Genomic DNA, 21,698 nt, shown 5'->3' with positions numbered 1-21,698 from the left:
AATCCCGATGAGATCCCGCTGGCGAAGGCCTGGTTAGTGGCATACCATTTGCACGCCAATGGGTTCTGGTTTCACCTGCCTTTGGCCAACGATGGCCGGCATCACGGCACTACTGGGAGGATTTCATGGATCGCAGGACCGTTTTGAAGGGACTGGCCGGCGCGGGCGGTCTGGCATTGACCGGCCTCTCGGCCCCGGCGATCGCACAAGGCGCCTCTGCGCGCACCCTGCGCTTCGTGCCGCAAGCCAACCTCGCCAATTTCGATCCCATCTGGGGCACGCAATATGTCGTGCGCAACGCGGCGGCGCTGGTCTGGGACACGCTCTACGGCGTCGATGCCAAGCTTCAGCCGCAGCGTCAGATGGTCGAGTCCGAGGAGACCACCGACGACGGCAAGACCTGGACCTTCAAGCTGCGCCCGGGTCTCAAGTTCCATGACGGCGAGCCGGTGCTGAGCAAGGACGTCGTCGCGAGCCTGTCGCGCTGGGCCGCGCGCGATCCAATGGGTCTGATGATCCTCGCGATCCAGCAGGAATTGACTCCGGTCGACGACCGCACCTTCAAATGGGTCCTGAAGCAGCCTTTCCCGAAAATGCTGTACGCGCTGGCCAAGAACAACGCGCCGTGCTCCTTCATCATGCCCGAGCGCATCGCGAAGACGGATCCGTTCAAGCAGATCACCGAATATGTCGGCTCGGGTCCGATGAAGTTCGCCAAGAGCGAATGGGTGCCCGGCGCCAAGTCGGTGTTCGAGAAGTTCACCGATTACGTGCCGCGGCAGGAGAAGGCGTCGTGGCTTGCCGGCGGCAAGAACATCCTGGTCGATCGCGTCGAGTGGCTGGTGATGCCGGATCCGGCCACCGCTGCCGCCGCCTTGCAGAACGGTGAGGTCGACTGGTGGGAGAACCCGATCTCCGATCTCGTGCCCGTGCTGAAGAAGAACAAGAACATCAGCGTCGATATCGGCGATCCCCTCGGCAATATCGGCTCCTTCCGGATGAACCATCTGCACCCACCCTTCAACAATGTGAAGGCGCGGCGCGCGGTGCTGATGGCGTTGAGCCAGGAAGACTATATGCGTGCGCTGGTCGGCGACGACGATACGTTGTGGAAGCCGCTGCCCGGCTTTTTTACGCCGGACACACCGCTCTACACCGAGTTGGGCGGCGAGATCCTGAAAGGAAAGCGCGATTTGGATGCGGCCAAGAAGCTGCTCGCCGAGAGCGGCTATTCCGGCCAGCCGGTCACATGCGTGGTCGCGCAGGACCAGTCGATCACGAAGGCGCAGGGCGACGTCACCGCGGATCTGCTCAAGAAGCTCGGCATGAATGTCGATTTCGTCGCGACCGATTGGGGCACGGTGGGCGCGCGCCGCGCGATGAAGACACCGCCGGGGCAGGGCGGCTGGAATATGTTCCACAGCTGGCACGCCGGCGCCGATTGCATCAATCCGGCCGCCTACACCGCCATCCGCGCCAATGGCGACAAGGCCTGGTTCGGCTGGCCCAACAGCCCGAATACCGAGAAGGAGATCACGGCCTGGTTCGACGCCAAGAATCTCGATGAAGAGAAGGCCGCGATCGGGCAGGTCAACAAGGCGGCGCTCGAGGATGTCGTCTACGCGCCGACCGGCTTCTTCCTGACCTACACGGCATGGCGCAAGAACGTCTCCGGCATCACCAAGGGGCCGCTGCCGTTCTTCTGGAACGTGTCGAAATCCGCATGATGGTACGCTGAAGCCAGATGCTCTCTTACATCCTCCGTCGCATCGTCTCGACCTTGCCGGTGATGGCAATCGTCGCGCTGTTCGTGTTCAGCCTGCTCTACATCGCGCCGGGTGACCCCGCCGTGGTGATCGCGGGCGACCAGGCGAGCCCGGAGGATGTGGAGCGCATTCGCCAGAGTCTGGGTCTCGACCGTCCTTTCCTGATCCAGTTCGGAAGCTGGGTCTGGCGCATTCTGCACGGCGATCTCGGCACCTCGATCTTCACCAACCTTCCGGTCTCGACGATGATCGGACAGCGTCTCGGGCCGACACTGTCGCTGATGATGGTCACGCTGCTACTCACCATCGTGGTCGCGGTGCCGCTTGGCGTCGTGGCCGCGTGGAAGGCGGGGAGCCTGATCGACCGCGTCATCATGGCATTCGCCGTGTTCGGCTTCTCGCTGCCCGTCTTCGTCGTCGGCTATATCCTCGCCTATGTCTTCGCACTCGAGCTCGAATGGCTTCCGGTGCAGGGCTATACGCCGCTCACGGAAGGCTTCTGGCCGTGGCTGCAAAACCTGATCCTGCCGTCGATCGCGCTGGGCTGCGTCTACATCGCGCTGATCGCGCGCATCACGCGTGCCACCATGCTTGAAGTCTTGCAGCAGGACTATATCCGCACCGCGCGCGCCAAGGGCCTCGGGCAGGGCGGCATCCTCTTCGTTCACGCGCTGAAGAATGCCGCGGTCCCGATCGTGACCGTGATCGGGATCGGCATCGCGCTCCTGATCGGCGGGGCGGTCGTCACGGAAAGCGTGTTCGCGATCCCCGGCCTCGGCCGACTCACGATCGACGCGATCCTGCGCCGCGACTATCCCGTCATCCAGGGCATCGTGCTTCTCTTCAGCTTCGTCTACGTCCTCGTCAATCTGATGATCGACGTCATCTATACGCTCGTTGACCCGAGGATCCGCTATTGACCGATACGACCGTCAATCCGCAAGCGCTGCCGGCCGGCTTCGTTCTCGCGCCGCAACTGCCTGAAATCCTGCGGCCGGTCACGATCCGGCGCGGCTTCCTGGGATTCTTGCGCGGCCATCCGACCGTCGCGATCGGCGGCGCACTGCTGCTGGCACTCGTCTTCATCGCGATCTTCGCGCCGTACCTCTGGACAGTCGACCCGACTGCGCTCGCGCCCGCCAAGCGCACGCGGGCTCCGTCGGCACTCTACTGGTTCGGCACCGATGTGCTTGGCCGCGACATCTATTCGCGCGTGCTATTCGGTGCGCGGGTCTCGCTCACGGTCGGCCTGTCAGTTGCGATCTTCGCCTCCGTGGCGGGTCTCGCCATCGGCATGGTCTCCGGTTTCGTCCGCTGGGCCGACGGCATTTTGATGCGCTTCATGGACGGTTTGATGTCGATCCCGCCAATTCTGCTCGCAATCGCGCTGATGGCGCTGACGCGCGGCAGTGTCGGCAACGTCATCCTGGCCATCACCATCGCCGAGATCCCGCGGGTTTCCCGTCTTGTCCGTAGTGTGGTGCTGTCGCTGCGCGAGCAGCCCTATGTGGACGCCGCGGTCGCCTGCGGCACGCGCACGCCGATGATCATCCTGCGCCACATCCTGCCCAATACGCTGGCGCCGATGCTGGTCCAGGCGACTTACATCTGCGCCAGCGCCATGATCACCGAGGCGATCCTGTCCTTCATCGGGGCGGGCACGCCGCCGACCATTCCGTCCTGGGGCAACATCATGGCCGAGGGCCGCGCGCTGTGGCAGGTCAAGCCCTACATCGTGTTCTTCCCGGCGGCGTTCCTCTCCGTCACCGTCCTCGCCGTGAACCTGCTCGGCGACGGCCTTCGCGATGCGCTCGATCCGCGCATGGCCAAGAGCCTCTGATGTCGAGGGGTTGATCGCGATGGCCTTGCTCGAAGTCGAGAACCTCCAGACCCACTTTCGCACGCCCGGCGGCATCAACCGTGCGGTCGACGGCGTCTCCTTTCATGTCAACGAAGGCGAGACGCTCGCCATCGTCGGCGAATCCGGCTGCGGCAAGTCGGTGACCTCGATGTCGCTGATGCGGCTCATTCCAGAGCCGCCGGGCAGGATCGCAGGCGCCGTCCGCTTCGCGGGCAGGGACCTGCTGCAACTGTCCGATCGCGAGATGCGCGCCATCCGCGGCAACGATATCTCGATGATCTTTCAGGAGCCGATGACGAGCCTCAACCCGGTTCTGACGGTCGGCCGCCAGATCCGCGAGACGCTGATGATCCATCAGGGCCTGGACAAGCAGGCGGCCGAGGCGCATGCGATCGAGATGCTGACGCTGGTCGGCATTCCCGAGCCGAAGCGGCGCGTGCGCGAATACCCGCACCAGCTTTCCGGCGGCATGCGCCAGCGCGTGATGATCGCGATTGCGCTGGCCTGCAATCCAAAGCTCCTGATCGCCGACGAGCCGACCACCGCGCTCGACGTGACGATCCAGGCGCAGATCCTGAAATTGATGCTCGATCTCAAGCGCCGGGTCGGCGCGGCGATCATCCTGATCACTCACGACCTCGGTGTCGTCGCCGAGATCGCCGAACGCGTCATGGTCATGTATGCCGGCCGCAAGGTCGAGGAGGCGCCGGTGGCCGAGCTGTTCCGCTCGCCGCGTCATCCCTATACGCAGGGCCTGCTCGGCGCCGTGCCGCGGCTCGGCTCGTCACTAACAGGCACCGCGCGGCGTCTCGCCGAAATCCCGGGGCAGGTGCCTGATCTGCGCAAGCCTATCATCGGCTGCGTCTTCGCCGGCCGCTGCGCGCTCGCGACCGATCTCTGCCGCCAATATGCGCCTGGGCTCGAAGAGAAGGCGCCTCGCCACGTCGCCGCCTGCCACTATTCCGCCAAGGGGGCCATCGCGGCATGAGTCCTCCGCTGCTCCAGGTCAACGACCTCAAGAAGCATTTTCCGGTCAAAAAGGGCCTGTTCGGCCGCAAGTCCGAATATGTCTATGCCGTCGACGGTGTCTCGTTCGAAATCGCGAAGGGCGAGACGCTGTCGCTGGTCGGCGAGTCCGGCTGCGGCAAGTCCACGGTCGGCCGTGCCATCCTGCGGCTGTTCGACATCACGGCGGGCCAGGTGATCCTCGACGGCCAGCGCATCGACGACGCACATCCGAGCACGATGCGCCAGATGCGCCGCCGCGTGCAGGTGGTGTTCCAGGATCCGTTCTCGAGCCTCAATCCGCGCATGCGCGTGCGCGACATCCTGGCCGAGCCGATCCGAAATTTCGGCCTCGCCAAATCCGCCACCGATCTCGAAACCCGCGTGACGGCGCTGATGGATACCGTGCGGCTGCCGCGCGAGGCGCTCAACCGCCGGCCGCACGAATTCTCCGGCGGCCAGCGTCAGCGCATCGGCATTGCGCGGGCGCTCGCAGCCGAGCCCGAGCTGATCGTCTGCGACGAGGCGGTCTCCGCGCTCGACGTCTCGGTCAAGGCGCAGATCGTCAATCTCTTGCAGGATCTCCAGCGCGAGTTCGGCCTGGCGCTGCTGTTCATCAGCCATGACCTCGCCATCGTCGAGCACATGACTCACCGCGTCGCGGTGATGTATCTCGGCAAGATCGTCGAGGTGGCGCCGCGCCGCGAGATCTTTGCCGCGCCAAGGCATCCCTATACCAAGGCGCTGCTCTCCGCGGTGCCGCTGCCCGAGCCCGGCGCCCAGCGCAATCCCATCATCCTCAAGGGGGACGTGCCGAGCCCGATCAACCCGCCGAGCGGGTGCCGCTTCCACACCCGTTGCCCATACGTCTTCGACCGTTGCCGGACGGAGGAGCCGATGCTGCGTTCGACCGGACCCGAGCAATGGGTGGCCTGTCACCTCGAAGAGGCGCCGTAGGCCTTCAGCCCTGGCGGCGCAGGAAGCCCGTGATGGTGACTTTCTCCCAGATGCCGGCTGCCGCAAACGGATCGGCGCGGTTGAAGGCTTCGACCTCGGCGCGGCCGGGCGCCTCGATCAGGAACAGGCTGCCGATCATGCTCGCGCCGTCGTCGGAGACCAGCGGCCCAGACATCACGATCTTGACGCCGAAGCGCGATGTGTCGCTCAGGAAGGCCTTGTGGGCGTCGTAATTGGCGAGCCGGGTCGGCAGCGCGCTGGCGCGGTCGAGGGCGTGAATGGCGAACAGCATGATGTCTCCGTTGACGTGTCGGTGTTCTTGGACGGCCGCGGAGGCGGCCGTCCATGCTTGTGATGATCGGTTGGGCTACTTGGCGCCGAGCTTGCCGGCGTCCTCGAAGGTCGGGCAGGTCCGTTGCTCCAGCGGCACGTCGAACGGCTGGTAATTGTCCTTGGTGATGACGGTCGGCTTCAGCACGATCTCGGAAATGACAGGCTGGTTGCGCAAGCTGCGGATCGCCATCATGGCGCCGAGACACCCTTGCGCAAATCCGTTGTAGTCGCCGCTGGCGAGCAGCTTGCCGGACTTGATCGCGTCGATCGCCTCCTTGGTGCCGTTGATGCCGATCACCTGGGCCTTGCGGTTGGCGCCGTCGAGCGCCTCGATCGCGCCGACCGCCATGGCGTCGTTGGCCGCCAGCACGCCGTCGATCTGCGCGTTCGACTGCATCAGGTTTTCCATGACCTGGAGCGCCTGCAGCCGCTGGTAGTTGCCGGGCTGCGAGGCCAGCAGCTTGGCGCCCGAATTCTCCTTCAGCGCGTCGTTGAAGCCGCGGACGCGATCGACATTGGTCAGCGAGCCCTTGACGCCCTCGATGATGACGATGTTGCCCTTGCCGCCCAAAGTCTTGAGCAGGAAACGCGCGGTTTCCAGTCCGAGGCTGTAATCGTCGGCGCCGACGAAGGAGAGGAACTTGCCGCCGGCGGAGCGGTCGGTGATGTTGACGACGGGGATTTTCGCCTCGTTGATCTTCTCGACGCCCGGCACCATCGCCTTGTAGTCGACCGGCGTGAAGACGATCGCGCTCGGCTTCTTCACCACGACGTCCTCGATCTGGCTGAGCTGCTCGGGGATCGAGTCCGGCTTGGTCGGGATGTACTGCAGCGTCTTCGCATTCAGCGCTTTCGCCATGTTGTCGGCACCGACCCGCACCGTCTGGAAGAACGGATTGGTCTGGTTCTTGGTGAACACGGCGATGGTCTCGCCGTCGGCGCGCGCCTGTGTCGTGAACGCGGCCGCCATCAGCAGCGGCAGCGCCAAATAACCCATTTTCTGTTTCATGTAGCCTCCATCCCTCATTTTGCTTGTTGGATTTCTAAGAGCTCATTGCGCGCGGCGGCGGGTCTTCATGTCGAGCCAGACCGCGAGAATGACGATGATGCCGGTGACGAGCGGCTGCCAGTTGGCGCTGACCGACAACAGGTTCATGCCGTTCAGCACTAGCGTCAGGATCAGCGCGCCGATGAAGGTGCCGAACACGGTGCCGACACCGCCGAACAGCGAGGTGCCGCCGATCAGCACGGCTGCGATCGCGGGCAGCGTCAGGCTTTCGCCGATGTCGGCTTCGGCCGAATTGAGCCGCGACAGGAAGATGATCGAGGCCAGTCCCGCCATGGTGCCTGATACCGCGTAGACCAGCAGCAGGCGCCGCGCGACCGGAATGCCGGAGAGGCGGGCGGCGACCGGATTGGCGCCGATCGCATAGATCTCCTGGCCCCAGATCGTGCGCTGCGCAAACAGCGTTCCGATCCCGAGGAACACCAGCAGCAGATAGACCGGGATCGGCAGGCCGAACAGATAGCCGCTGCCGATCTGGCGGAAGCCTGCCGGGAAGCCGTGAAGGGTTTCGCCCGCCATGTACCAGTAGGTGAGGCCGTTCAGCACCCAGAGCATGCCGTAGGTGGCGATGAAGGAGGGGATGCGGAGCGCGGTGACCATGATGCCGTTGAGCAGGCCAACGATGCCGCCGCAGGCGAGCCCGGTGAGGATGCCGAGCGCCGGCGAGCCGGTCTTGTGGATCACGGTGCCGGCGATGCAGGCCGACAGCGCGACATTGGCGCCGACGGAGAGATCGAGGCCGGCGGTGAGCACCACCAGCGTCAGGCCGGAGGCGATGAAGAAGGTCAGGCTCGCTTGTCTCAGCACGTTGAGGATGTTGCCGAGGCTCAGGAAGGAGTCGCTGAGCACGGCGAGCACCGCGCAGATCAGCAGCGCTGCGAGCAGGCGATAGAACACCTGGATCGCGTCCTGCGACAGGAACGAGCGGGGCGGCGAGAGGGCCTCTTTGGAGATGTCGGTCATGCGCGGCTCCGGAGGCCGTCGAGGAAGAGAGCGACGATGACGAGGACGCCGACGCTTGCGACCTGCACCGAGGAGGGCATCGAGATCAGGTTGAGCCCATTGCGAAGCACGCCGACCGCGATCACGCCGAGCAACGTGCCGAGCAGCCAGCCATTGCCGCGCTCGAACGAGGTACCGCCGACCGCGACCGCGGCGATGGCGTCGAATTCCAGGCCGAGGCCCGCGGTCGGGTGGCCGGAATTCATGCGCGCGGTCATCAGCAGGCCGGCAATGCCGGCCATGGCGCCGCCGATCGCGTAGACCGCGATCAGCAGCTTGTTCGGCGAGAGGCCGGCATAGCGCAGCGCCTCGCGGTTGCCGCCGAGTGCGAAGATGTAGGTGCCGAAGCGGGTGTGGTAGAGCAGTCCGTGGAAGGCCGCATAGGTCACCAGCGCCATCACGATCGGCACGGGCACGCCCAGAAGCGTCGCCGAATAGATGTCGCGCACGCTGTGGGGGATGCCGACCACGCTCTGGCCGTCGCTGACGATCAGCGACAGGCCCTGCGCCATGCCGAGCGTGCCCAGCGTCGCGACGAAGGGCGGAATGCCGACGATGGCGACCAGCCAGCCGTTGGCGAAGCCGAAGGCTGCGCCGACGAGAAGCCCGGCGCCGAGGCCCAGCAGCATCGACTTGGTCGCGAGCGACACGATGGCGACGCAGAGCGAGGTCAGCGTCAGCACCGCGCCCATCGATAGGTCCAGCCCCTCGGTCATGATGATCAAGGTCATCGGCAGCGCCAGCATGGTCAGGATGGTCGACTGCACCAGCACGTTGGAGAGGTTGGCGACCGACAGGAAGCCGGGCGCGATCGCGCTGAACAGGGCGATCAGCAGCACCAAGACGATGGCAACGCCGGGAATGCGTTGCAGCGGATTGGGTTGAGAGACGACCGCGGCTTCACGCATGATGCATCCCCAGTCGCACGATGTTCTCCTCGGTCAGTTCGCTGCGGGTCAGGTGTCCGGCGATGCGGCCCTCGCGCATCACATAGGCGCGGTCGCAGACATGGCAGATCTCGACCTGCTCGGACGAGATCATCAAGGCCGCCGCGCCTTCGGCGACCAGCCGGTCGATCAGCGCAAAGATCTCGGACTTGGCGCCGATGTCGATGCCGCGCGTCGGCTCGTCGAAGATGAAGAGCTTCGAGCCGGCCGCCAGCCACTTGCCGATCACGACCTTCTGCTGGTTGCCGCCCGAGAGCAGGCCGACAATCTGGCGCGCGCTCGGGGTTGCGATGCGCAGCTGCCGGATCAAGCCGTCGGACGTCCGCTGGGCGCTACGCTGGTCGAACAGGCCGCTCGGGAACAGCTTTCGCAGCGCCGACACCACCAGATTGTCGCTCACCGACCGCAGCAGCGCGAGGCCCTCGCTCTTGCGGCTCTCCGGGATCAGCGCGATGCCGCGGCGGGCGGCAAGGTCAGGCTCGCCGGAGATGGCCTTGCCGTCGAAAATAATCTCGCCTGACGTCACGGCATCGGCGCCGAAGATGGCGCGGGCGACCTCGCTGCGGCCGGAACCGACCAGGCCGCACAGGCCGACGATCTCGCCCCGGCGTACCTCGATGTTGATATCGGAGATGCCGGTCGACGAGCTCAAGCCCTTGACCTCGAGCAGCAGCTCGCCGGGCTTGTCGGCAAAGTTGCGCGGATAGGTCATGTCCACGTTGCGGCCGACCATCATGCGGACGAGCTGGTCCGGCGTGACGTCTGCGGGGCGAACGCCGTCGATGCGGCGGCCGTCGCGCAGCACCGTGATGCGGTCTCCGAGCGCGAACACCTCGGCCATGCGGTGGGAGATGTAGACGATGGAGACGCCGTCGGCCTTCAGCCGCGCGATAAGCGCGAACAGCAGCTCGGTCTCGCGGTCGGACAGCGCCGCCGTCGGCTCGTCCATGACCAGGATGCGCGCGTTCTGGCTGATCGCTTTCGCGATCTCGACCATCTGCTGCTGCGCCACCCCTAACTTGTCGACGGTGGTGGAGGGATCGATCTCGAACCCGATCGTGCCGAGCACGCGCCTGGCGTCGGCCAGGATCTTGCGGCGGTCGATGGTGCCGGGAATGCGGCCCTTCGGCTCGCGGCCGAGGAAGATGTTCTGGGCGATATCGAGATGGGGGACCAGCGAGAATTCCTGGAAGATCACGGCAATGCCGAGCCTCTGCGCATCCGCGGTCGAGGAGATCGCGACCTTGTCGCCCTTGTAGTAGAACTCGCCGGCATCGGCGCGGTAGGCGCCGCACAGTACCTTCATCAGGCTCGACTTGCCGGCGCCGTTCTCCCCCAACAGCATATGGACTTCGCCGGGGAAGACGGCAAAGGAAACATCATCCAGCGCCTTGACGCCGGGAAACTCCTTGCTGATGCCGCGCAGCTCCAGCAGAGGCGCGGGTGAGGCGGGCTCGATAGCCAATGCGGCGCTGCTCATGCGTGCACTCCGCTCGCGAAGATCTTTCCGGGATTCATCAGTCCATCAGGATCGAGCGCGGTCTTGATCGACCGCATCACATCGACGGCCTCGCCGAGTTCATCGGCGAGATAATCGATCTTGCCGAGCCCGATGCCGTGCTCGCCGGTGCAGGTGCCGTCCATCGCGATCGCGCGGGCGACCATGCGGGCCTGAAGCGCCTTGGCGCCTTCGGCCTCGTCCGGCTTTGCCGGGTCGATCAGGATCAGCATATGGAAATTGCCGTCGCCAACATGGCCGACGATCGGGGCGGTGAAACCGTGCTCGTCCGCGTCGCGCCTGGTTTCGGTCAGGCATTCCGCCAGCCGCGAGATCGGCACGCAGACATCGGTGATCACGGCGCGCGCGCCGGGCCGCAAGCCCAGGCCCGCATAAAGCGTGTTGTCGCGGGCGTGCCAGAGCCGGCTGCGGTCTTCCTGCGCTTTGGCCCAGGCAAAACCATGGCCGCCATGGTCGGCGGCGATCGCCTGCGCGGCTTCGGCCTGCTCGGCAACGGAGGTCTCGGAGCCGTGGAATTCGAAGAACAAGGTGGGGGCCTCGCGATAGCCGAGCTTCGCGTAGGCGTTGATGCCGCGCATCATGACGTCGTCGAGCAGCTCGATGCGTGCCACGGGGATCGCGGACTGGATCACGGAGATCGCGGTGTCGACGGCATCGTGCAGGGTGTCGAAGCTGCAGACAGCGGCCGAGATCGCCTGCGGCACCGGGTGCACCTTCAATGTGACTTCGGTGATGACGCCAAGCGTGCCTTCGGCGCCGACGAACATCCGCGTCAGGTCATAACCGGCGGCCGATTTGCGTGCGCGCCTTGCGGTGCGGATCACGCGCCCGTCGGCCAGCACCACCTCGAGCGCCATGACATTGTCCTTCATGGTGCCGTAGCGCACCGCCATGGTGCCGGACGCGCGTGTGGAGGTCATGCCGCCGATCGAGGCGTCGGCGCCGGGGTCGATCGGAAAGAAAAGTCCGGTGCCGCGCAGCTCCGCATTGAGCTGTTTGCGCGTGATGCCGGGCTGCACCACGACATCCATGTCGCTGTCGTGCACGGTCAGCACCTTGTTCATCCGGGCGAAGTCGAAGCAGACGCCGCCGGCGACCGCGGCCGCGTTGCCTTCGAGCGAGGTGCCGGCGCCGAACGGGACCATCGGCATGCCCGCGCTAGCGCACAGCTTGACGATCTCCGCGACTTCCTGCGTGGTTTCAGGGAAGACGACGATGTCCGGCGGCAAATTGCGATAATGCGATTCGCTCTGCCCGTGCTGATCGAGCACGCCGCGCGCGACGCTCGCGCGCGGGCCGATCATGCCGGTGAGGCGATCGGCCAATATGCTCGTGCTGACCCGCGGTCCCATCCTCAGCTCCCGTCTGCTCCCTGTTGCCGGACTCTTGTTGGTCCGCCGTCGCTCAAGCCTAGGCGGCTCGCGCGTTGCTCGCGACCTGCTTCAGGCCGAAATCGTAATTGAGGTGGAAATAGTCGCGCTCCACCATGCGACCATCCGGCGCACGGCCGGCAGGGTGGCCAGTGAATTCGCGGATCAGGCTGTCCTTGACGCCGAACACCACGTCAGAGTCGAGATATTTGTCACCGGCGACGAACACATGGGTTACGAGCTGCTCGAAACCGGGCGCCGAGATCATGAAATGCACATGCGCCGGACGCCAGGGATGGCGGCCCTGCACCTCCAGCATCTCGCCGACAGGGCCGTCATGCGGGATCGGATACGCCGCCGGCTTGATCGACCAGAAATGGAAACGGCCATTGGCGTCGGTATGGAAGCGCGCGCGCATCGCGAGATCGCCGATGTCGTCGAGCTGCTGCACGTCGTAATAGCCGTCATCGTCGGAATGCCAGACATCCACGATGGCGCCCGCAAGCGGTTGTCCGTCGACGGTCGAGACCGAGCCTGTGACCAGCATCGGATCGCCTTCCATCGGGCCGGAGATATCGGCGCCGCTGTCCTTCTCCGGCGCGGCCTGGACGAAGAACGGGCCGAGCACCGTCGTCTCGGTCGCGCCTTCCGGCACGGGATGGTTGATCGCGTCGACCAGCATGGAGACGCCGAGCGTGTCGGACAGCAGGATGAACTCCTGGCGCTTGTCGTCGCACATGTGCCCGGTGCGGGTCAGGAAATCTATGCCGTATTCCCATTCCTTCTGGGTCGGCCGGACCTCGCGGACGAAGGCGTGGAGGTGGTGCACCAGCGCTTCGCTGACCTCCTTGATGCGTGGATCGGTTGCGTCCTTGATCCGCTCCAGCACCGCGTCCGTGATCGTAGTCTCGTTGAAGTTGCGCATAGGTGTCTCCGCGATCAGAGTTTGGGTTCGCCAAGCCCGGACAGACGTTCCAGGTGCTTGACGGTCGCGATGAAGTCGGTGTCGCCGTCGCCCTGCGCGATCAGCGAGCCATAGGTCTCGCGCACCTGCGCCGCGAGCTGCAGCGGCACGCCCACGGCGTGGCCGGCGCCGAGGATGAGATCGAGATCCTTGGCCATCTGCTTGCAGGAGAAGGTGGACTCGAAATCGCGCGTCCGCAGCGGCGCGGTCTTGTACTTCACCATCGGCGAGGCCGCCGCGCTATCGTCGAGCACCTTCAAAATGTCCTGCCAGGCGATGCCGCCCTTGCGCGCCAGGGCCAGGCTCTCGGCCATCATTGCCGCCGAGACTGCGATCATCAGATTGACCGAGAGCTTTGCGTAGCGGGCTTCCTCGGCCGGCCCGAGATAGGTCTGGGCGCGGGTGAAGGCGGCGAACAGAGGCTTGGCGTTGTCGAAGGCATCCTTCGGCCCGGAGACGAAGCAGGTCAGCGCACCCGTATGAACGATGCTGGCATTGCCGGAAACCGGCGAACGCAGATAGGCAATGCCGCGCGCCTGTGCGGCGGTCGCAACTTCAGTTGAGGCCTCGACGCTCACGGTGCTGGTCTCGATCAGAACAGATCCAGCCGCCATCGCGGCGATCAGACCAGCGGGGCCGAGCAGCGCGCCGCGCAAGGCTGCGTCATCGGGCAGGGACGTGATGATCGCGGCCTTGCCGCTCACGGCCTCGGCCGGCGAAGCGGCAATCGAGATGCCTTGTGCACGCGCCTCGTTGATCCGGGCTGCGCTCTGATCGAATGCGGTCACGGCGTAGCCGGCCTTGGCGACGAGCGCCGACATCGGCAGGCCCATCTTGCCGATCCCGATGAAAGCGACATTCCTTGAAGCGTCGGTCATTGATCTCATCCATTGGCGCCTTCAGGCGGCGCGTCCCTGTCGTTCGATGTCCTGCACCAGCCGCCGGCCGGATTGGGCCAGCAATTCTTTCTTCGCGTCCAACCCGTCAACCAAAAGCCGGCCATCCCGCTTCTTCCAGGCGCCGCCGATCATCACAGCCTCGATATTGGCGAGGCTCGTCTGCATCACGACGGTCGCGACGGGATCGTGCACCGGGACAAGGTTGAGATCGGATGCGTTGATGATGACGAGGTCAGCGAGCTTGCCCGGCGTCAGCGAGCCGATCTGGCCTTCGCGGCCGAGCATGCGGGCGCCTTCGGTCGTGATCCAGCGCAGCGCCTCGCGGACGGGGATCGTGGTGGTCGCCGGAATGGTGCCGCTCACTTGACGCGACTCCGCATTGTCCAGCGCCCGCTGCATCGACAGCGCGACGCGGGCGACGGAGAAGAGATCGCCGGCCAGCACGGATTCCAGGTCGATCCCGATGGTCGGGCGCACGCCGCGCTTGAGCAGCCGTCCGGTGATCGGGAAGCCGTGGCCCTGGATCATCTCGTTCTCCGGCGTCACCGAGAAGGACACGCCGAGGTCGACCATCTTGTCGAGGAGATCGTCGGGCAGATCGTTGCCATGGACGATGTTGATGCCGGCGCCGACGAGGCCGGCCTCGACCAGCTTCTCCCAGCCGCCGGGCGTCTTGGCCGGACCGCCGCCTTGATGCATGGATGCGATCAGGTTGAGCTCGCGCGCCAGGCGGAAGTCGTGCATGGCGACATCGAGCGTCGAATAATGCGGGCCGAGAATGGCAAGCCCGAGCGTGACGAGGCCGTCGCGGTCGGCGAGGGGACCCGCCAGCAGCCGCTCGACCTCGCGGCGCGGATGCGGGATCTCGGAGAAATGCGGCTCGCCCGGTTTCGGCTCGGGCTTCGGCGAGCCATGGAAGAAGGCGGCGCGGATGCCGCTCTCGATCAGGCCGCGCACGGCGGCATCGGTATGATCAGGCGTTGGATTGTTGTGGCACCAATCGACCAGCGTGGTGGTGCCGCAATTGATCTGGTTCAGCGCACCGACGAGGGTCGCAATGTAGATGTCGTCGGGCCGGAATACGGTCGCGAGCCCGGCATGCATGCGGCGGAAATATTCCAGCAGCGTCCAGTTCGCGGCATAGCCGCGCAACGCGGTTTGCCAGGTGTGCATGTGCGCGTTGATCAGGCCGGGGATGACGATCCGGCCGTTGCCGTCCACGATCTCGGTCTCGGCTGCAGCGCTGCCGAGGTCGATCGATGGGCGCACGTCGACGATGCGGCTGCCCTCGACCAGCACATCGCCGGTGTTGAGGTCGCCAATCGCGTCATCCATGCTGATGATGACAGCTGATTTGATCAGCGTGCGCCGCATCGCTTCAGGCCGCCGCTTTGATGGTAACAGGCGGCTCGCCGGCCCAGGCGCGGGCGATCAGCTCGCGGATGGCGTTGCGCTCGAGCGGGCGCGGGTTCCAGTAGGCGTTGGTGACGGCGAGATCGGCGGCCTTGTCGATGCCGCTTTCGGGCATGCCGATGTCGCGCAATGCCAGCTTCGCACCCAGCCGCTTCGCGAGGTCGTAGAGCCCCAGGGACGCGTCGGCCGCGCCGATCGCGCGCGATATCCGCGCCATGGCATCGGGCACCGCCGGTGCGTTGTAGGCCAGCGCATGCGGCAGCACGATGGTGTGGGTCTCTGCGTGCGGCAGATCGAAGGTGCCGCCGAGCGTGTGGCAGAGCTTGTGATGCAGCGCCATGCCGACCGTGCCGAGGCAGACGCCGCAGAGCCAGGCGCCGTAGAGTGCTTCGGTGCGAGCCTCGCGGTCATCGCTTTTGGCCGCAATGGCGGGGAGGGCGCGCGCGATCGCGCGGATGCCTTCTTCCGCCATCAGCGATGTCACGGGATTGGTGTCGCGCGCATAGAGCGCCTCCACGGCATGTGCGATCGCGTTGATGCCGGATGTTGCGGCGAGGCTCGCCGGCAGCGTCAGGGTGAGGTCGACATCGTAGATCACGGTCCCCGGCAGCACGGCTGCGTCGCGCACCGTGGTCTTCAGGCCGTTCTCGGTCTGGCCGACGATCGGCGTCATCTCCGAGCCGGCATAGGTGGTGGGAATGCAGAGCTGGTTGACGCCGGTGCGCAAGGCCAGCGCCTTGCCAAGGCCGGTGGTCGATCCGCCGCCGAGCGAGACGACGCAATCGGCCTCGCATGCCTTCATCGCCGCGAGCGCGCGCTCCGTGACCTCGACCGGCGTATGCATGGTCGCGCCGGGAAAGATGCCGGCAAAAAGCGAACCGAGTGCGGCCCCCAAGCTCTTGCCTTGCGCCTCCTGCTGCGGCGTCGTCAGCACCAGCGCGCGCTTGCCGCCGAGCCGCTCGACCTCGGCTTTGGCCGAGGCCAGCGTTCCGCTGCCGAACACGACGCGGCAGGGCAGATTTTCAAAGGTGAACGAACCGATCATGCGCCGGTCTCTTTGATGGGATAATCGACCTGGAAGCGCCCGATCCGCAAGTCGCCCAGCGCCTCGCGGACGCGCAAATGTTCCGGATGGGTGGCATAGGCGGCGAGTGCGGCATGGTCGGCGAATTCGGAGAAGAGAACGACGTCGCAGGCGTAATCGACCTCACTGACGTCAACGCCGACCTCGATATGGGTGAGGCCCTCAATCCGGCCCCGCAGTCCCTCGAACAGGGTCTTGACCTTGGAACGGGCCGCGGAGCGCTCCGCGGGCGTCTCCCCGCGCAGCCGCCACATCACGATGTGCCTGATCGGGCCCGACATTTCCCTGTTTCCTCGCCTGCTATCTTGCTTGTGTTCTGGCCATTTTGACTTGCGGGATACGGAAATAAAGGTCAATATTTGTAAGTCTCTTTTTCTAAAAGTGGAAAAATGGATCGTCTGCTGCAGTTGGAGGTGTTCTCCAAGACGGCCGAGCTTGGCAGCCTGTCAAAGGCCGCCGAGGCCTTGCGCATGTCGAATGCGGCGGCGAGCCGCCATCTCAGCGCGCTCGAGGAGCGCCTCGCGGTCAGGCTGATCGAGCGCAACACACGCAGGCTGTGGTTGACGGAGGCGGGGCAGGAGCTGCTGGAGCGCTCCAGCCGGGTGCTGAGCGAGCTGGCGGAGGCCGAGGACATCGTCAGCGATCGCGCGCTGTCGCCGCAGGGTACGCTGCGGGTCACGAGCTCGCTGTCCTTTGCGGTGATCTATCTGGCGCCGATGTTGCCGGCCTTCCGCGCGCGCTATCCGAAGCTCAACATGCAGATCACGACCGCCAACCGCTATCCCGATTTCATCGAGGCCGGCATCGACGTGGCGATCCGGACGCGCGAGCAGGAGCCGGATTCGAACATCATCGTCCGCCGCATCGGCCAGATGCGGCGCGTGCTTGCCGCCGCGCCTTCCTATCTCGCAAGCGCCGGCGAGCCGGAGCAGCCCGCCGATCTCGCGCGCCACAACATGCTGGTCTACAATCTCGCGAACGATCCCTATTCGCTGCGCCTGCGCAAAAGCCATGGCGCGCAGACCGTCCGCATCACGCCGACGCTCGACAGCAATGACGGCCAGGTCATTCGCGGCGCGGCGCTGGCAGGGCTCGGCATCCTCATCCAGCCGCTCTACATCGTCCAGAGCGACATCGCGGCGGGCCGTCTCGTCCCGGTCCTGGTGGATTGGGAGCTGCCACTGCTCACCATGAACATCGCATACCAGAATCGCGCCGGGCTGCCCGCCAAGATCAGGGCCTTTTCCGACTTCCTCGTCACCCACATCCGCGAGCATTCGGAGCCGGGCATCTGGATGGACGCGACCAAGTGAGCGGGTAGCAGCCATGTATCTCGGCATCGATCTCGGCACCTCGGCGGTCAAGACCGTTCTCGTCGACGGTGCCCAGCGCGTGATTGCAAGCGAGAGCCGGCCGTTGACGACCGCCTCGCCGCTATCAGGCTATTTCGAGCAGGACCCCGCGCAGTGGATCGATGCAACCTTCGCCACGCTCGATGCCTTGAAGGCGACGCATGCCGGCGAGCTGGCGGCTGTCGAAGGCATCGGACTGTCAGGCCAGATGCATGGCGCCACGCTGCTCGACGCGAGCTCGAGACCGTTGCGGCCCTGCATCCTCTGGAACGACGGACGCTCCGCCGCCGAGTGTCGTGTCCTGGAACGACGCTGGCCCGCCTTGCGCGCGATCTCGGGCAACAAGGCGATGCCGGGATTCACCGCGCCGAAGCTGCTCTGGATCGCGACGCATGAGCCTGACATCTTTGCGGCGACAAAACTCGTGCTGCTGCCAAAGGCCTATCTGCGCCTGGTGCTGAGCGGCGAGGCCATCGAGGACGTCTCGGATGCATCGGGATCACTGTGGCTCGACGCCGCGCGCCGGGACTGGTCGGACGCAGCACTGGCAGCGACCGGCCTGTCGCGCGATCACATGCCGCGACTGGTCGAGGGATGCGCGCCAGCGACCACGCTGCGCGGCGAGCTGGCACGGCGCTGGGGCATGACCGGACAGCCGGTGATCGCGGGCGGTGCCGGCGACAATCCGGCAGGCGCCGTCGGCATCGGCGCGATCCGGCCGGGAACCGCGTTCGTGTCGCTGGGAACCTCGGGTGCCTTGTTGGCACCGACCAGCAGAATCGCCGCCAACCCGGACCGCGCGGTGCACACGTTCTGCCACGCCATCCCCGACATGTGGATTCAGGCCGGCGCGATCCTCTCGGCCGCCTCCTGCCTGGCCTGGATCGCGCGCCTGTTCGGCGCCACCGAGGCCGAGTTGCTGGCGCCGCTTGGATCGCGCCCGCAGGCGCCGTCGCCCGTGAGCTTCCTGCCGTATCTGGCGGGTGAGCGGACACCGCACGACGACCCCGCCGTGCGCGGCATGCTGGATGGTTTGAGCCACGGCACCGATCGCGGGTCGATCGTGCAGGCGGTGCTCGAGGGTGTTGCCTTCGCGCTTGCCGATTGCCGCGACGCGCTCGCGGACGCCGGCATTGCGATGACGGAAGCCGACGCCATTGGCGGTGGTTCACGGTCCGGGTTCTGGCTCTCGGTGCTGGCAAACGTGCTGAATGTTCCGGTCCATCGTTTTGCCGGAGGCGAGACCGGCGCGGCGTTCGGTGCGGCGAGATTGGGGCGGCTTGCTGTCACCGGTGAGGCGATCGCCGCCGTATGCACACGGCCGCGGCGCATCGAGACGTTCGAACCCGACGCAAGACTGGTCGATGCCTATGCCGAGCGGCTTCCCGCGTGGCGTGCACTGTATCGGCCGCGCCACTAGCATCGCCTCGACGTTGCATTCCCGTGTGTTCGGTATTGCTCTGTGCCGCGGCCTTTTGTTTAATGCGTGAACCGCGCTGACAAAATCATTGAGACGCGGGTAGGAAACGCATTGTGCGTCGGGAGGCACGATGAACGATCCGATCCTCGAGATGCGTGGGGTCTCAAAATCCTTCTTTGGCATCAAGGCGCTGCGTTCCGTCGATCTCACCGTCTATGCCGGCGAAATTCATGCCCTGATGGGTGAGAACGGCGCCGGAAAGTCGACGCTGATGAAGATCTTGTCCGGCGCCTACAGGCCCGATCCCGGCGGCGATATCCGGATCGAAGGAAGCCCGGTACGGATCGAAGGTCCGCTCGGCGGCCGCGCGGCGGGCATCTCCATCATCTACCAGGAGCTGTCGTTGGCTCCCAATCTCAGTGTCGCCGAGAATATCTATCTCGGCCGGGAGCTGTCGCGAGCAGGCTTGCTGGCACGCGGCGCCATGCGCGAGGGCGTCGGCCCCATCCTGAAACGGCTGGGCGCGGACTTCCTGCCGTCGACGCTGGTGGCGCACCTCTCCATGGGCCAGCGGCAACTGGTCGAGATCGCGCGTGCGCTGCACGTCAGGTCAAAAATCCTGATCATGGATGAGCCGACCACCGCGCTGTCGGCCGGCGAGAGCGCGCGGCTGTTCGCGCTGATCCGCCAGCTTCGCGCCGAGGGGCTTGCCATCATCTACATCTCGCATCGCATGGACGAGGTCTACGCGCTCGGCGACCGCGTCACTGTGCTGCGCGACGGCCGGCTGGTCGGGGCGCTCGACAAGCAGGACATCCGCGCCGACACCATCGTTCGGCTGATGGTCGGGCGCGACGTCTCCTCGTTCTACAAGAAGGATCATGATCCGGAGGCGGGGCGGGGGCATCCCGTGCTCGCGGCGATCGACATGGCCGATGGCCGGCGCGTCAAGGGGTGCTCGCTGACCGTGCATGCGGGCGAGGTGGTCGGCCTCGCCGGCCTGATCGGCGCGGGTCGCACCGAGCTTGCGCATCTCATCATTGGTGCGGCGCCCAGGACCTCCGGCCGTGTCGAGCTGGAGGGACGCCCGGTCGACATCCGCACGCCGGGTGAGGCGCTCGACATCGGCGTCGCCTATCTGACCGAGGACCGCAAGGCGCTCGGCCTGTTCCTGGACATGTCATGCCTGGACAACATCAACCTCGCGGTGCTCGGCCGGGATGCCCGGATCGGTTACATCCTCGACCGCGACAAGGGCCGTGATCGCGCCAACAGGGCGTTCGCCGCGCTCGGCATTCGCGCCGCCGATATCAACGTCACCGTCGGCGCGCTGTCCGGCGGCAACCAGCAGAAGGTGCTGCTGTCGCGCCTGCTTGCGACCACGCCAAAGGTCCTGATCCTCGATGAGCCGACGCGCGGCGTGGATGTCGGCGCCAAGTCCGAGATCTATTCGATCATCGACAATCTTGCCAAATCCGGCACCGCGATCCTCGTCATCTCGTCCGATCTGCCCGAGATCATCGGCATCTGCGACCGCGTCGTCGTCATGCGGGCGGGGCATATCGCCGGTGAAATCGAGCGTGGCGCGACGTCGCCCCTGAACCAGGAAGACATCATGGCGCTCGCCACGGGGATGGAGCAACTCGATGCATGACGGCTCTCCAAAGATGGACACCGCCGCCGCGGGCCTCGCGGCCGCGCAGGAGACGAAGCGTCAGCGCGTAAGGCTTCTGATCCGCGCCGCCGGCATGCTGCCGGTGCTGCTCATCTTGTGCGGCGGCTTCCATTTTCTGTCGGAGGGCCGCTTCTTCACCGGGCAAAATCTCGGCATCGTGTTGCAGCAGGCCGCAGTGAACACCGTGCTCGCCGCAGGCATGACCTTCGTCATCCTCACCGGCGGCATCGACCTCTCGGTCGGCTCGATCCTGGCGGCGTCCGCGATGGCCGGGTTGACGCTCTCCAAGCTGCCGGAGCTCGGGATGCTGTGGCTGCCGGCCGCGCTGCTCACCGGCCTCGGCTTCGGCGTCATCAACGGCGCGCTCATTGCACTCCTCCGCCTGCCGCCTTTCATCGTCACGCTCGGCTCTCTCACCGCCGTACGCGGCCTGGCGCGACTGCTCGGGGCCGACACCACCGTCTTCAATCCTTCCATTCCGTATGCCTTCATCGGCAACGGCTCGTTGACTCTCATTCCCGGCGTCGCGTCGATCCCGTGGCTCTCGGTGATCGCCTTGCTCGTCATCCTCGTCTCGTGGCTGGTGCTGCGCCGGACCGTCCTCGGCGTGCACATCTATGCGGTGGGCGGCAATGAAAGCGCGGCGCGGCTTGCCGGCATCAAGGTCTGGGCCGTGCTGATCTTCGTCTACGGCATCTCGGGACTCTTCGCCGGGCTCGGCGGCGCCATGCAGGCGGCGCGGCTCTATGCGGCCAACGGTCTCCAGCTCGGTCAGTCCTACGAGCTCGATGCGATCACCGCCGTGATCCTGGGCGGCACCTCGTTCGTCGGCGGCATCGGCTCGATCTGGGGCACGCTGATCGGCGCGCTGATCATCGCCGTCCTGTCGAACGGCCTGATCCTCGTCGGCGTCTCGGACATCTGGCAATATGTGATCAAGGGCCTGGTGATCATCGGCGCCGTGGCGCTGGACCGCTACCGGCTGCAGGGCTCCGCCAGAACCTGAAAGGGTTCGGCGCGCACCTGAGTGCACATGGTGTGATGCGAGGTTCCGTTGCGGCAACT

The 21,698-nt window shown here is 65.7% G+C and carries 20 protein-coding genes; 9 read left to right on the top strand and 11 right to left on the bottom strand.

Annotated features, from left to right (window positions below; translation table 11 throughout):
• Positions 1-125 precede the first annotated feature (125 nt).
• From AB7531_RS30445 to AB7531_RS30425, 5 genes are read left to right on the top strand one after another with little or no spacing between them, the layout of a single operon-like run.
• Complete coding sequence (locus AB7531_RS30445) at positions 126-1,727, top strand: ABC transporter substrate-binding protein (RefSeq protein ID WP_063984404.1); 1,602 nt, start codon at positions 126-128, stop codon at positions 1,725-1,727.
• A gap of 17 nt (positions 1,728-1,744) precedes the next feature.
• Positions 1,745-2,686: an ABC transporter permease gene (locus tag AB7531_RS30440; protein ID WP_063984403.1), complete on the top strand. Its 942-nt coding sequence runs from the start codon at positions 1,745-1,747 to the stop codon at positions 2,684-2,686.
• The gene (locus AB7531_RS30435) at positions 2,683-3,606 is read left to right on the top strand and encodes an ABC transporter permease (protein ID WP_063984402.1); all 924 of its coding nucleotides are present in this window, start codon (positions 2,683-2,685) and stop codon (positions 3,604-3,606) included. The genes AB7531_RS30440 and AB7531_RS30435 overlap by 4 nt, the downstream gene beginning before the upstream one ends.
• A gap of 19 nt (positions 3,607-3,625) precedes the next feature.
• Entirely contained in the window at positions 3,626-4,615 is a 990-nt protein-coding gene (locus tag AB7531_RS30430) for an ABC transporter ATP-binding protein (RefSeq protein WP_063984401.1), read from the top strand.
• Entirely contained in the window at positions 4,612-5,589 is a 978-nt protein-coding gene (locus AB7531_RS30425) for an ABC transporter ATP-binding protein (protein WP_063984400.1), read from the top strand. The genes AB7531_RS30430 and AB7531_RS30425 overlap by 4 nt, the downstream gene beginning before the upstream one ends.
• Positions 5,590-5,593: 4 nt before the next feature.
• Here AB7531_RS30425 and AB7531_RS30420 read toward each other — a convergent pair whose 3' ends face one another.
• The 11 genes from AB7531_RS30420 to AB7531_RS30370 form a co-directional block, all read right to left on the bottom strand.
• Entirely contained in the window at positions 5,594-5,881 is a 288-nt protein-coding gene (locus AB7531_RS30420; RefSeq protein ID WP_063984399.1) for a YciI family protein, read from the bottom strand.
• 75 nt (positions 5,882-5,956) lie between these two features.
• Positions 5,957-6,931, bottom strand: coding sequence for a sugar ABC transporter substrate-binding protein (locus AB7531_RS30415; protein WP_063984398.1), 975 nt, complete (start codon positions 6,929-6,931; stop codon positions 5,957-5,959).
• A 42-nt stretch (positions 6,932-6,973) separates the two neighbouring features.
• Positions 6,974-7,951, bottom strand: a complete 978-nt coding sequence (locus tag AB7531_RS30410) for an ABC transporter permease (RefSeq protein WP_014496503.1) — start codon at positions 7,949-7,951, stop codon at positions 6,974-6,976.
• Positions 7,948-8,898 (bottom strand): ABC transporter permease, encoded by a 951-nt coding sequence (locus AB7531_RS30405; RefSeq protein WP_063984397.1) that lies wholly within the window; start codon positions 8,896-8,898, stop codon positions 7,948-7,950. The genes AB7531_RS30410 and AB7531_RS30405 overlap by 4 nt, the downstream gene beginning before the upstream one ends.
• A complete protein-coding gene (locus AB7531_RS30400) occupies positions 8,891-10,417 on the bottom strand; it encodes a sugar ABC transporter ATP-binding protein (protein ID WP_063984396.1) in 1,527 nt (508 codons plus the stop codon). Before AB7531_RS30400 ends, AB7531_RS30405 begins: the two co-directional genes overlap by 8 nt.
• Positions 10,414-11,808 carry an FAD-linked oxidase C-terminal domain-containing protein gene (locus tag AB7531_RS30395; protein ID WP_063984395.1) on the bottom strand — a complete coding sequence of 465 codons (1,395 nt, stop codon included), beginning with the start codon at positions 11,806-11,808 and terminating at the stop codon, positions 10,414-10,416. Before AB7531_RS30395 ends, AB7531_RS30400 begins: the two co-directional genes overlap by 4 nt.
• Before the next feature lie 58 nt (positions 11,809-11,866).
• Complete coding sequence (locus tag AB7531_RS30390) at positions 11,867-12,751, bottom strand: intradiol ring-cleavage dioxygenase (RefSeq protein WP_063984394.1); 885 nt, start codon at positions 12,749-12,751, stop codon at positions 11,867-11,869.
• A gap of 14 nt (positions 12,752-12,765) precedes the next feature.
• Complete coding sequence (locus tag AB7531_RS30385) at positions 12,766-13,668, bottom strand: NAD(P)-dependent oxidoreductase (protein WP_063984393.1); 903 nt, start codon at positions 13,666-13,668, stop codon at positions 12,766-12,768.
• 21 nt (positions 13,669-13,689) lie between these two features.
• Entirely contained in the window at positions 13,690-15,063 is a 1,374-nt protein-coding gene (locus tag AB7531_RS30380; RefSeq protein WP_063984392.1) for an amidohydrolase family protein, read from the bottom strand.
• Between the two features lie 4 nt (positions 15,064-15,067).
• Entirely contained in the window at positions 15,068-16,147 is a 1,080-nt protein-coding gene (locus AB7531_RS30375; RefSeq protein WP_441280213.1) for a maleylacetate reductase, read from the bottom strand.
• The gene (locus AB7531_RS30370) at positions 16,144-16,467 is read right to left on the bottom strand and encodes a Dabb family protein (protein ID WP_441280212.1); all 324 of its coding nucleotides are present in this window, start codon (positions 16,465-16,467) and stop codon (positions 16,144-16,146) included. The genes AB7531_RS30375 and AB7531_RS30370 overlap by 4 nt, the downstream gene beginning before the upstream one ends.
• 108 nt (positions 16,468-16,575) lie before the next feature.
• Here AB7531_RS30370 and AB7531_RS30365 point away from each other — a divergent pair, with 108 nt between their 5' ends.
• The 4 genes from AB7531_RS30365 (at position 16,576) to AB7531_RS30350 (ending at position 21,639) form a co-directional block, all read left to right on the top strand.
• Entirely contained in the window at positions 16,576-17,499 is a 924-nt protein-coding gene (locus tag AB7531_RS30365; protein ID WP_028147172.1) for a LysR family transcriptional regulator, read from the top strand.
• Between the two features lie 13 nt (positions 17,500-17,512).
• Positions 17,513-18,958 (top strand): xylulokinase, encoded by a 1,446-nt coding sequence (xylB, locus tag AB7531_RS30360; protein WP_063984389.1) that lies wholly within the window; start codon positions 17,513-17,515, stop codon positions 18,956-18,958.
• A gap of 130 nt (positions 18,959-19,088) precedes the next feature.
• Complete coding sequence (locus AB7531_RS30355) at positions 19,089-20,612, top strand: sugar ABC transporter ATP-binding protein (RefSeq protein ID WP_063984388.1); 1,524 nt, start codon at positions 19,089-19,091, stop codon at positions 20,610-20,612.
• A 13-nt stretch (positions 20,613-20,625) separates the two neighbouring features.
• Entirely contained in the window at positions 20,626-21,639 is a 1,014-nt protein-coding gene (locus tag AB7531_RS30350; protein WP_371498212.1) for an ABC transporter permease subunit, read from the top strand.
• Positions 21,640-21,698 lie beyond the last annotated feature (59 nt).

The organism is Bradyrhizobium sp. 63_E2_N1_3 (genome assembly GCF_052076005.1).
Classification (GTDB): domain Bacteria; phylum Pseudomonadota; class Alphaproteobacteria; order Rhizobiales; family Xanthobacteraceae; genus Bradyrhizobium; species Bradyrhizobium barranii.
The sequence above is the reverse complement of the archived record's forward strand: the minus strand, read 5'-3'. Positions and strand labels throughout refer to the sequence as shown.

What these genes read in the sequence shown, in the direction of transcription:
- AB7531_RS30370 (WP_441280212.1), bottom strand. Translation starts at nt 16,467, where the DNA reads ATGTCGGGCCCGATCAGGCACATCGTGATGTGGCGGCTGCGCGGGGAG.
- AB7531_RS30375 (WP_441280213.1), bottom strand. Translation starts at nt 16,147, where the DNA reads ATGATCGGTTCGTTCACCTTTGAAAATCTGCCCTGCCGCGTCGTGTTC.
- AB7531_RS30425 (WP_063984400.1), top strand. Translation starts at nt 4,612, where the DNA reads ATGAGTCCTCCGCTGCTCCAGGTCAACGACCTCAAGAAGCATTTTCCG.
- AB7531_RS30420 (WP_063984399.1), bottom strand. Translation starts at nt 5,881, where the DNA reads ATGCTGTTCGCCATTCACGCCCTCGACCGCGCCAGCGCGCTGCCGACC.
- AB7531_RS30445 (WP_063984404.1), top strand. Translation starts at nt 126, where the DNA reads ATGGATCGCAGGACCGTTTTGAAGGGACTGGCCGGCGCGGGCGGTCTG.
- AB7531_RS30400 (WP_063984396.1), bottom strand. Translation starts at nt 10,417, where the DNA reads ATGAGCAGCGCCGCATTGGCTATCGAGCCCGCCTCACCCGCGCCTCTG.
- AB7531_RS30365 (WP_028147172.1), top strand. Translation starts at nt 16,576, where the DNA reads ATGGATCGTCTGCTGCAGTTGGAGGTGTTCTCCAAGACGGCCGAGCTT.
- AB7531_RS30380 (WP_063984392.1), bottom strand. Translation starts at nt 15,063, where the DNA reads ATGCGGCGCACGCTGATCAAATCAGCTGTCATCATCAGCATGGATGAC.
- AB7531_RS30385 (WP_063984393.1), bottom strand. Translation starts at nt 13,668, where the DNA reads ATGACCGACGCTTCAAGGAATGTCGCTTTCATCGGGATCGGCAAGATG.
- AB7531_RS30430 (WP_063984401.1), top strand. Translation starts at nt 3,626, where the DNA reads ATGGCCTTGCTCGAAGTCGAGAACCTCCAGACCCACTTTCGCACGCCC.
- xylB (WP_063984389.1), top strand. Translation starts at nt 17,513, where the DNA reads ATGTATCTCGGCATCGATCTCGGCACCTCGGCGGTCAAGACCGTTCTC.
- AB7531_RS30415 (WP_063984398.1), bottom strand. Translation starts at nt 6,931, where the DNA reads ATGAAACAGAAAATGGGTTATTTGGCGCTGCCGCTGCTGATGGCGGCC.
- AB7531_RS30390 (WP_063984394.1), bottom strand. Translation starts at nt 12,751, where the DNA reads ATGCGCAACTTCAACGAGACTACGATCACGGACGCGGTGCTGGAGCGG.
- AB7531_RS30350 (WP_371498212.1), top strand. Translation starts at nt 20,626, where the DNA reads ATGGACACCGCCGCCGCGGGCCTCGCGGCCGCGCAGGAGACGAAGCGT.
- AB7531_RS30355 (WP_063984388.1), top strand. Translation starts at nt 19,089, where the DNA reads ATGAACGATCCGATCCTCGAGATGCGTGGGGTCTCAAAATCCTTCTTT.
- AB7531_RS30395 (WP_063984395.1), bottom strand. Translation starts at nt 11,808, where the DNA reads ATGGGACCGCGGGTCAGCACGAGCATATTGGCCGATCGCCTCACCGGC.
- AB7531_RS30440 (WP_063984403.1), top strand. Translation starts at nt 1,745, where the DNA reads ATGCTCTCTTACATCCTCCGTCGCATCGTCTCGACCTTGCCGGTGATG.
- AB7531_RS30405 (WP_063984397.1), bottom strand. Translation starts at nt 8,898, where the DNA reads ATGCGTGAAGCCGCGGTCGTCTCTCAACCCAATCCGCTGCAACGCATT.
- AB7531_RS30410 (WP_014496503.1), bottom strand. Translation starts at nt 7,951, where the DNA reads ATGACCGACATCTCCAAAGAGGCCCTCTCGCCGCCCCGCTCGTTCCTG.